The sequence below is a fragment of the Mesorhizobium sp. M0159 genome (assembly GCF_040322295.1).
Taxonomy (GTDB): Bacteria; Pseudomonadota; Alphaproteobacteria; order Rhizobiales; family Rhizobiaceae; genus Mesorhizobium.
In genome coordinates, this window is the sequence record NZ_JAMYTF010000102.1 from 1 (window position 1) to 7,027 (window position 7,027).

The 7,027-nt window shown below is 60.3% G+C and carries 7 protein-coding genes; 2 read left to right on the top strand and 5 right to left on the bottom strand.

The features are described 5' to 3' along the window. From NKJ32_RS34780 to NKJ32_RS34795, 4 genes are all read right to left on the bottom strand, one after another. Positions 1–841, bottom strand: an 841-nt coding sequence (locus NKJ32_RS34780; protein ID WP_352830423.1) for an ABC transporter ATP-binding protein, incomplete at its 3' end; no start/stop codon positions are given. Between the two features lie 55 nt (positions 842–896). Then, positions 897–1,997, bottom strand: a complete 1,101-nt coding sequence (sfnG, locus tag NKJ32_RS34785) for a dimethylsulfone monooxygenase SfnG (protein ID WP_352496336.1) — start codon at positions 1,995–1,997, stop codon at positions 897–899. 27 nt (positions 1,998–2,024) lie between these two features. Next, the gene (gene msuE / locus NKJ32_RS34790) at positions 2,025–2,594 is read right to left on the bottom strand and encodes an FMN reductase (protein ID WP_352830425.1); all 570 of its coding nucleotides are present in this window, start codon (positions 2,592–2,594) and stop codon (positions 2,025–2,027) included. 199 nt (positions 2,595–2,793) lie between these two features. Beyond that, positions 2,794–3,216 carry an ABC transporter permease gene (locus NKJ32_RS34795; RefSeq protein ID WP_352830428.1) on the bottom strand — a complete coding sequence of 141 codons (423 nt, stop codon included), beginning with the start codon at positions 3,214–3,216 and terminating at the stop codon, positions 2,794–2,796. Between NKJ32_RS34795 and NKJ32_RS34800 the strand changes: the two genes are divergently transcribed. Beyond that, on the top strand, positions 3,215–3,358 hold the full coding sequence (locus tag NKJ32_RS34800) for a hypothetical protein (protein ID WP_352830431.1): 144 nt from the start codon (positions 3,215–3,217) through the stop codon (positions 3,356–3,358). The two genes, NKJ32_RS34795 and NKJ32_RS34800, sit on opposite strands and share 2 nt — an antisense overlap. 1,653 nt (positions 3,359–5,011) lie before the next feature. Here the strand turns inward: NKJ32_RS34800 and NKJ32_RS34805 are convergent. Further along, the gene (locus NKJ32_RS34805) at positions 5,012–5,686 is read right to left on the bottom strand and encodes a peroxiredoxin-like family protein (protein WP_352830435.1); all 675 of its coding nucleotides are present in this window, start codon (positions 5,684–5,686) and stop codon (positions 5,012–5,014) included. 233 nt (positions 5,687–5,919) lie between these two features. Here NKJ32_RS34805 and NKJ32_RS34810 point away from each other — a divergent pair, with 233 nt between their 5' ends. Then, a complete protein-coding gene (locus NKJ32_RS34810; RefSeq protein WP_352830432.1) occupies positions 5,920–6,705 on the top strand; it encodes a recombinase family protein in 786 nt (261 codons plus the stop codon). Positions 6,706–7,027: the final 322 nt, after the last annotated feature.

Sequence of the window (7,027 nt, forward strand, 5' to 3'; positions counted from 1 at the left end):
TGGCCCTGACCTCGGCCGGTGTCCCGTCGGCGATCTTGCGGCCGTAGTCGAGCACGGCGACGCGGTCGGAGAGCCCCATGACCACCCCGATGTCGTGTTCGATGAGGATGATGGTGACGTCGTGCCGGTCGCGCGCTGCGCGCACGAAACCGGCCATCTCGGCCTTCTCGGTCGCCGTCATGCCAGCCATCGGCTCGTCGAGCAGCAGGATCTTCGGCTCGGCGACAAGCGCGCGCGCCAGTTCGACCCGCTTCTGCAGGCCGTAGGGCAGCGTTGCGACCAGGCGATCGGCCACAGCCTCGAGATGCAGGAAGGCGATTGTCTGGTCGACCTTTTCAGCGATCGCGGCATCTTCGCGGCGGGCGCGTGGCAAGCCCGCAATATGTTCGACGAAGCTGGCGCGCCGGGTGTGGACGCGGCCCGACGCGATGTTGTCGCGCACTGAAAGCCCACCGAACAGTGCCAAGTTCTGGAAGGTGCGCGCGACGCCGAGCCGTGCCAGACGGCTTGCCGACACCCGGGAGAAGGACTGGCCATCGATCACGATCTTGCCCTGATCGGCGTGATACAGGCCGCTGATGATGTTGATCAGCGAGGATTTGCCGGCGCCATTGGGACCGATCACAGCGCGGATCTCGCGGCTTTTGACCTCGAGGTCGACATCCCGCAGTGCCGTGACGCCACCAAAGGAAATGCTGATCCCGCCCAGCGCCAGGATCGCATCAGCCTTTGCCGACAGGCGCGCCGGGCGCGTGTCCTCGACGGGACCAGCACCAGCAAGAATGCCGGAAATTTCGGGCGCGCGCTCGTATGCGGCGGCTCCCAGCGAAGCACCAATCATGAAACGTTCCTGATTTTGAAGGCGTGCGGGCGGCGGCCTGAAGGCCGCGCCTGTCCTATTCCGCGGCGACGAGCTCCCTGTCGCGCGCCGCTTCCAGTTCGCGCACCAGAGGGATGACGCGCTTGCCGAAGAACTCCACCTCTTCCTGGAAATGCAGGAAGCCGAGCAGGATCAGATCCGCGCCGGCATCCTTCAGCTTGAGGATGCGTTCGGCAATCTGTTCCGGCGTGCCGATGAGATTGCTGCGGAAGCCGTCATTGTATTGGACAAGATCCTCGAAGGAGGATTTCGCCCAGTTACCCTCGCCTTCCGGCGAGGCCTTGCCGGCATTCTTGACCTGATCGGCGAAACCCTGCACCGCCTCCGGATTGGCCTTGGCGATGATCTCGTCGAGCACGGTGCGCGCTTCTGCCTCGGTTTCGCGAGCGATGGCAAAGGCGTTGACGCCGATCTTGACCTTGTGGCCATTGGCCTTCGCCTTGGTCTTGATGTCGTCAACCTGCTTCTTGATCTCTTCCGGCGTGTTGCCGTTGGTGAAATACCAGTCGGAAACCCGCGCAGCCATGTCGCGCGCCGCGCGCGATGAGCCGCCTTGGAAGATCTCCGGCTGCGGATCGATCGGCTTCGGCTTCATCGAGTAGTTGGTGAAGCGATAGAAGTCGCCCTTTAGCGTGAAATTATCCTCGGTCCAGATGCCGCGCAGCGCACGGATGAATTCCTCCGAGCGGCGATAGCGCTCGTCATGGTCGAGCCACAGCTCGCCGATGGCGGCGAACTCACCGCGGAACCAGCCGCTCACGACATTGACCGCGACACGGCCATTGGTCAGGTGGTTGATGGTGGCTATCTGCTTGGCCGCCAGCGCTGGATTCCATGGGCCGGGCAGGATCGCCGCGATGACTTTCAGCGTTGTGGTCGCCGCAAGCAAGGCATGGCTGAACGATACGGATTCGTGCTGGTTGTCGGCGCCATAGCCGGCCGTGAAGCGTATTTGGCTCAGCGCGTAGTCGAAGCCGTTGGCCTCGGCGATCTGAGCAAGCTTGCGGTTATAGTCGATGTCCCAGCCTGTCCGCTGCTCGATGTTGGAGATGACAAGGCCGCCCGAAACGTTCGGGACCCAGTAAGCGAATTTCACGTCGTCGGAATTCGAGGTCATTTCGTTCGTTTCCCCTTTTGATTGGCTTCAACCGACGCGCGTGGCGACGGCAGTGTTTGCATCACTGGAATTAAGCAAGGAGACCGCTTCGGCAGCGGCCCGTGAGATGCGCTCGATAATCGCTGCGCCGACGATCTTGGCATCGACGAAATCGTCGGGCGCGCCGTAGACGCCGGTCGGGACGGTGACGGCCCCGAAAAAACCGAACAATGGCCGGAGCTGATGTTCGAGAACCAGGCCATGGTATGGACTTCCGCCTGTTGCCGCGAGAAGCACGGTCTTGCCAGCCAGCGCACGGTAGTCGACGAGATCAAACAGGTGCTTGAGGGCCCCGGAGTAGGAAGCCCGATAGACAGGCGTTCCGACCACGAGGAGGTCGGCCTTCTCGACACGCTGGATGATCGCTTCGCCAGACGCGCCGAGCGCGCCACGAGACAGCCCGGCGAAAATCGAAGGCGCCGCCTCCGTGATTTCGATCAGGCCGGTGTCTGCCGGGACGCGCAAGGCGACTGCCTTGACCAGCGCGTTGACCACCGCAGTAGTGCGCGATGGCGTGCTTACGCCGCCGGATATTCCGAGAACCGATAGCCGTGCCAACTCGTCAATCTCCCGGACCCTGCATGCGCATCGGGTCATTTCCAAACCGGGGCAGACGATATTCGACAAAATCTATAGAGATAAGGAACTACGTTCCGATTTTTCGGCCTCGCGGAGAAAAATGCCGTTCTGCTAATGGACGTAGCAATGTCCGTATAGCGAGCAGACCGAAGCTCAGGCCATCAATACGGCTTCGCATTCATCCATCACCATTTTCAAACGCGCCTATGCCTTGGGCAATAAGGTTCGTTGCCATGACCAGTGAAACGATCGCGCCGGAGTTGAAGACGACGACCCACCATTTGCCACCGGTCAGGAAGCCGTAGCCGTCGGCGACGGCTAGCCCCCAATCGGCGGAAGGCGGCTGGATGCCGAGACCGAGAAAACTCAATGTCGCGATCGAGAAGAACGCATAGCCCAGCCGGGTGACGAGCTCGATGAGGATCGTTTCCCTAATATTGGGCAGAATCTCCAGGAAAATGATGGCGAGCGCGCCTTCGCCGCCAAGCCGGGCGGCGCTGACATAGTCGCGCTGCTTCTGCTCGCGCACGGCGGCGCGGACGGTGCGCGCCACCAGCGGCGCATAGGCGATGCCGATTTTTCTCGCACGGAGGCGAGCCATGGCTGAACCAAAGAAGAGCGATAAGCCGATAACAACGCAGTTTGAGTCTGGTATCGAGCCGGACAATAGTCTGTTGCCAATGCTGATCGGCGGCCTTGTTCTGATCGTTATCGGTGCGATCGTCGTCATGATGTTCGTATAATTTCGGAATTATAGTCGCCGGTGTGGCATCGTGCATAGTCGGCGAGCCCGATGTTCAGGGGAGTTGAAAAGACCAGTCTTGTTCGGTTTATTTGACGAAAGATCAAGGATCTCCCATAGAAGCTGTCTGAAGTCTCTTCTTCGCACCGACAATCGATTGAGTTGATTGTTCGCGCACCCGGCTAACAAGCGTCGGCGCTGCGCCGCAAACCTCGAAGAAGCATTCACAGAACAGCGAATCACGGGAGAATGAGAAAGCCACGAGTGGACCCGACCACCCGACCCGCTGCAGCTTCCAATCCCCTGCCCCAATTTGCCCACAACCACACCACCGGCCACTTCAGTCGCACTGATCAGTTTGATCGCGACTTTGATGTTCTACTGATGGCCTTCATCACGTAGCCATCACGCCTTCCCACATGATCGCCCGCCGTGCCGAAAGGTGCGGCGGGCTTTTTTGCTGCTTTGATGGAACACTCGCCTGCGACCATGGTTCGATCAAGCAGCACCGTGCCGCCAGGTCGGCGGCATGCACTTTAGGGAGCGACGCTTGGCTACTTGGACGCAAAGAGATAAGAGAGAGCAGCGCACGACAGATGCTGCACGGTCATTAATCGATATTGAGCGCGCGGCCCCGACGCAAAGACGGCTCGGCTACGGCAGCAGCGGCGGAAGGCTGAAAACACACTCTCCTTGGAAACACGCGATGGAAGAGCTTCGCAGTGAAATGGCGATGTTGGCGGACCCCGGCTTTTGGGTAGCGCTGGCGGTCGTTCTGGTTCCCTACGGGATCAGAAGGCTATTGCAGAGCCGGGGGACTGGCTACCCACAGAAGCAGTGCAACGCCGACGCCGCATAACGGTTCGTTAGGCATGTTTGAGGCCGTGATGGGACTGTCTCCAAACGTTCATCGACCGTCTTCGAAGCGCTCGGTAGGCGGGCAGCATGCATCATCTCCCAATGGGTGTCGCCCTCGCCATTTCGCTTGTATTCGGTTTAGTCGTGACGGCGATTGCCGCGAAGGATCCATCGGCACACTGCAGCACGCGGTGCTCATCCGTCCTGGGCGATGTTCCCATGAGGGGCACGCGCCACGATGTGGAAGCGGAACCGGACATCGGGCACGCCGAGCCCTAAACAGAGGGCCTCCTTGGCAGCCTCGAACGCCATAAGTGCCTCTTCTGGTGACGCTCGGCCCGCCAATGCCTCGGTGCAGAGCTGCACAGCCTTCTTCCACTTGGGTCCCTTCTTGGTCAGATGGATTTCTGAGCCGTCGGGAAATGCCAGTGGATACTATCTGTCACTATCCGCTACTTGACAGCCGAAGGGCATCGGCAACTTCGACTATGGCGTCCCTTATCTCTTGGTCTGTCGCGACCAAATGAGGTGCCGCCTCCCGAACCCGGCGTAACGCGACAGAAATCGATATTCTGTCCTCCCAGTCAGCCCTCTTGAGGACTGCATCAATTGCCTGCTCCAAAACTGGATTGATCCTTGCAACGCCCATCCAACCCCCCGGTTGTAAGGGTTCGATGATACTACCGTAATATTAAGGATCAATTCGATCTTCGCGCCGAAGCGCGTCGACCCCGGCTCGAACTAACGGTTTGCATAACACCTGCTATCCGTGCAGCCGATGTCCGCAACTGCGCCGCTAGTGACCAATGTGCGACGCTGCCGACATTAGCTCCTGCGTATTCGGAGCGCCGAACAGGCCGCCATCGAGAACCTCGGTGGAGGTCCAGCGAACGACACCGTCGCGGTCGAGCAGGAACTGGCCGACGAGCTGCCCCATGCCGGTGGCCATCATCTGTTGATCCGCTTCCGTGATATCGTAGCTGTCCTTCTTGTTCAGATATTCGAGCGCCGCAAACGGGTCCATCGGCTCCGGCATCTCGCCCGGCAAGTCGACCCGCATGGACTTCGCATCGCTCATCGAAACCTTTTGCGGCCATGCGCTCTCGTCTTCGGTGATCTGCATATTCGGCAGTCCAAAGGCGCGGTGTGAAGTCCGCTCCGGATCGGATGCCGCGAGCAGACCGAGCATCGGATGGTACCGCAGATAGAGGCGCGCCCGCTCGATGGGCGTGTTGACCACGGTCAGGCTTTCGATGCCCTTCTCGTTGAGGGCTGGGGTGAGCAACGAAATCGTCGCGATATGACGCCTGCAAAAAGGACAATGAAGACCTCGATACAGCCCAACCAGCACTGGTTTCTCGCCACGGAAATCGTCGATAGCGATGGTGCCCTCGCGGGTAATCGCGTCGAGCACGAAATTGGGCGCCGTTTCGCCCAGTTGCAGAGGGCCTACGTCGGTGCGGTCAGACATGCTTGATCCTCCTCGCGGGTCAATCCAGTAACGGAAGCGCGGCGGTACTTCCGGGTCCAGCCCGTGTTCGGCACATACTTCCTGTGGGTGTTGAAATTGCACTGTAACACAGAGATGGCGGACGATGGGGCGCCATCTTAGTGTCGGCACTTTCCGAGCTTGGTTTCCGGCCATTTTCCCGCCAATATTTGTCAAATGCTGAAGCAAACGATATCAATTATGGGCGGGAGACTATGGACAGCAAGGCTTTGAGGCAGGCGGTGGCCTATCTTCGGACCTCTTCCGCAGCAAACGTGGGCGCCGACAAAGACAGCGAGCGGCGCCAGGGCGAGGCCGATGAGGCGTTTGCCCGATCAACTGGCTATGAAATCATCGAGAGCTACTACGACGCAGCGGTGAGCGGTGCCGATGCGGTCACAGCGCGCCCCGGTTTTTCCGCAATGCTCGAACGGCTCCTGTCTAATCGTGTGCGCACCATCCTCGTCGAGACCGCCTCCCGCTTCGCCCGCGATCTGATTGTTCAGGAGACTGGCTACGAGATGCTGAAATCACGTGGGATCGAGCTGATAGCTGTCGACAGTCCCGACAGTTTTGTCGGCAACACCCCGACGGCGAACCTGATCCGTCAGGTGCTCGGCGCGGTCTCGGAGTTTGAGAAAGCGATGCTGGTGGAGAAGCTCAAGGGTGCCCGCGAACGCAAGCGCCGCGAGACCGGCAAGAAAGTCGGTGAGCGCCGAAACTATGCCGAGATCGATGGCGGACTTGAGCTGATTGCGCTCGCAAAGAAGCTGCATCGATATCCGGTCAATGGCCGCCAACGCACCCTGGCCGACGTCGCTAAGGCGCTGGCTGGGGCGGGATATCTGTCGAGTGCCGGAAAGCCTTACACGCCCACTGCCGTCTCGCGGATGCTGGTATCAAGGAGAAGTGAGCGCACCACGCCACGAAAGGTCGACGCCTCATCATCATCGTCGACGTTCGAACCAATCGCCGCAGAACTGCAACAAGGGGGCCGCTGAGCCCGCAACGCGGACACCGCTCGGGTCGCGCTGGTAGCCCCCGGCACCCGCCCCGCGGGGTTCGTCGGTGGCGGGGGTGGGGGTGGCTTGTGGGGCCCCTATCAGGCGCGCGCTACCGACACTCTCGTTCACATTTCGGGAACTTCTCATGGCCGGCCGCTCTCATCCCCAAAACCTAAATCACTCTGAACGACCGAGTTCGACCCTTTTGCGGTCATTCAGTTGCGAGCGTTGCATGACGCGATCTGTGATGGGTTTCGGATGCCGGCCGTCTACTGAGATGGCGTGGCTCGAGGCCGGCGTCCGGAAGCCTCCAGGGAAG

What these genes read in the sequence shown, in the direction of transcription:
- sfnG (WP_352496336.1), bottom strand. Translation starts at nt 1,997, where the DNA reads ATGACCTCGAATTCCGACGACGTGAAATTCGCTTACTGGGTCCCGAAC.
- NKJ32_RS34800 (WP_352830431.1), top strand. Translation starts at nt 3,215, where the DNA reads ATGGCTGAACCAAAGAAGAGCGATAAGCCGATAACAACGCAGTTTGAG.
- NKJ32_RS34795 (WP_352830428.1), bottom strand. Translation starts at nt 3,216, where the DNA reads ATGGCTCGCCTCCGTGCGAGAAAAATCGGCATCGCCTATGCGCCGCTG.
- NKJ32_RS34805 (WP_352830435.1), bottom strand. Translation starts at nt 5,686, where the DNA reads ATGTCTGACCGCACCGACGTAGGCCCTCTGCAACTGGGCGAAACGGCG.
- NKJ32_RS34810 (WP_352830432.1), top strand. Translation starts at nt 5,920, where the DNA reads ATGGACAGCAAGGCTTTGAGGCAGGCGGTGGCCTATCTTCGGACCTCT.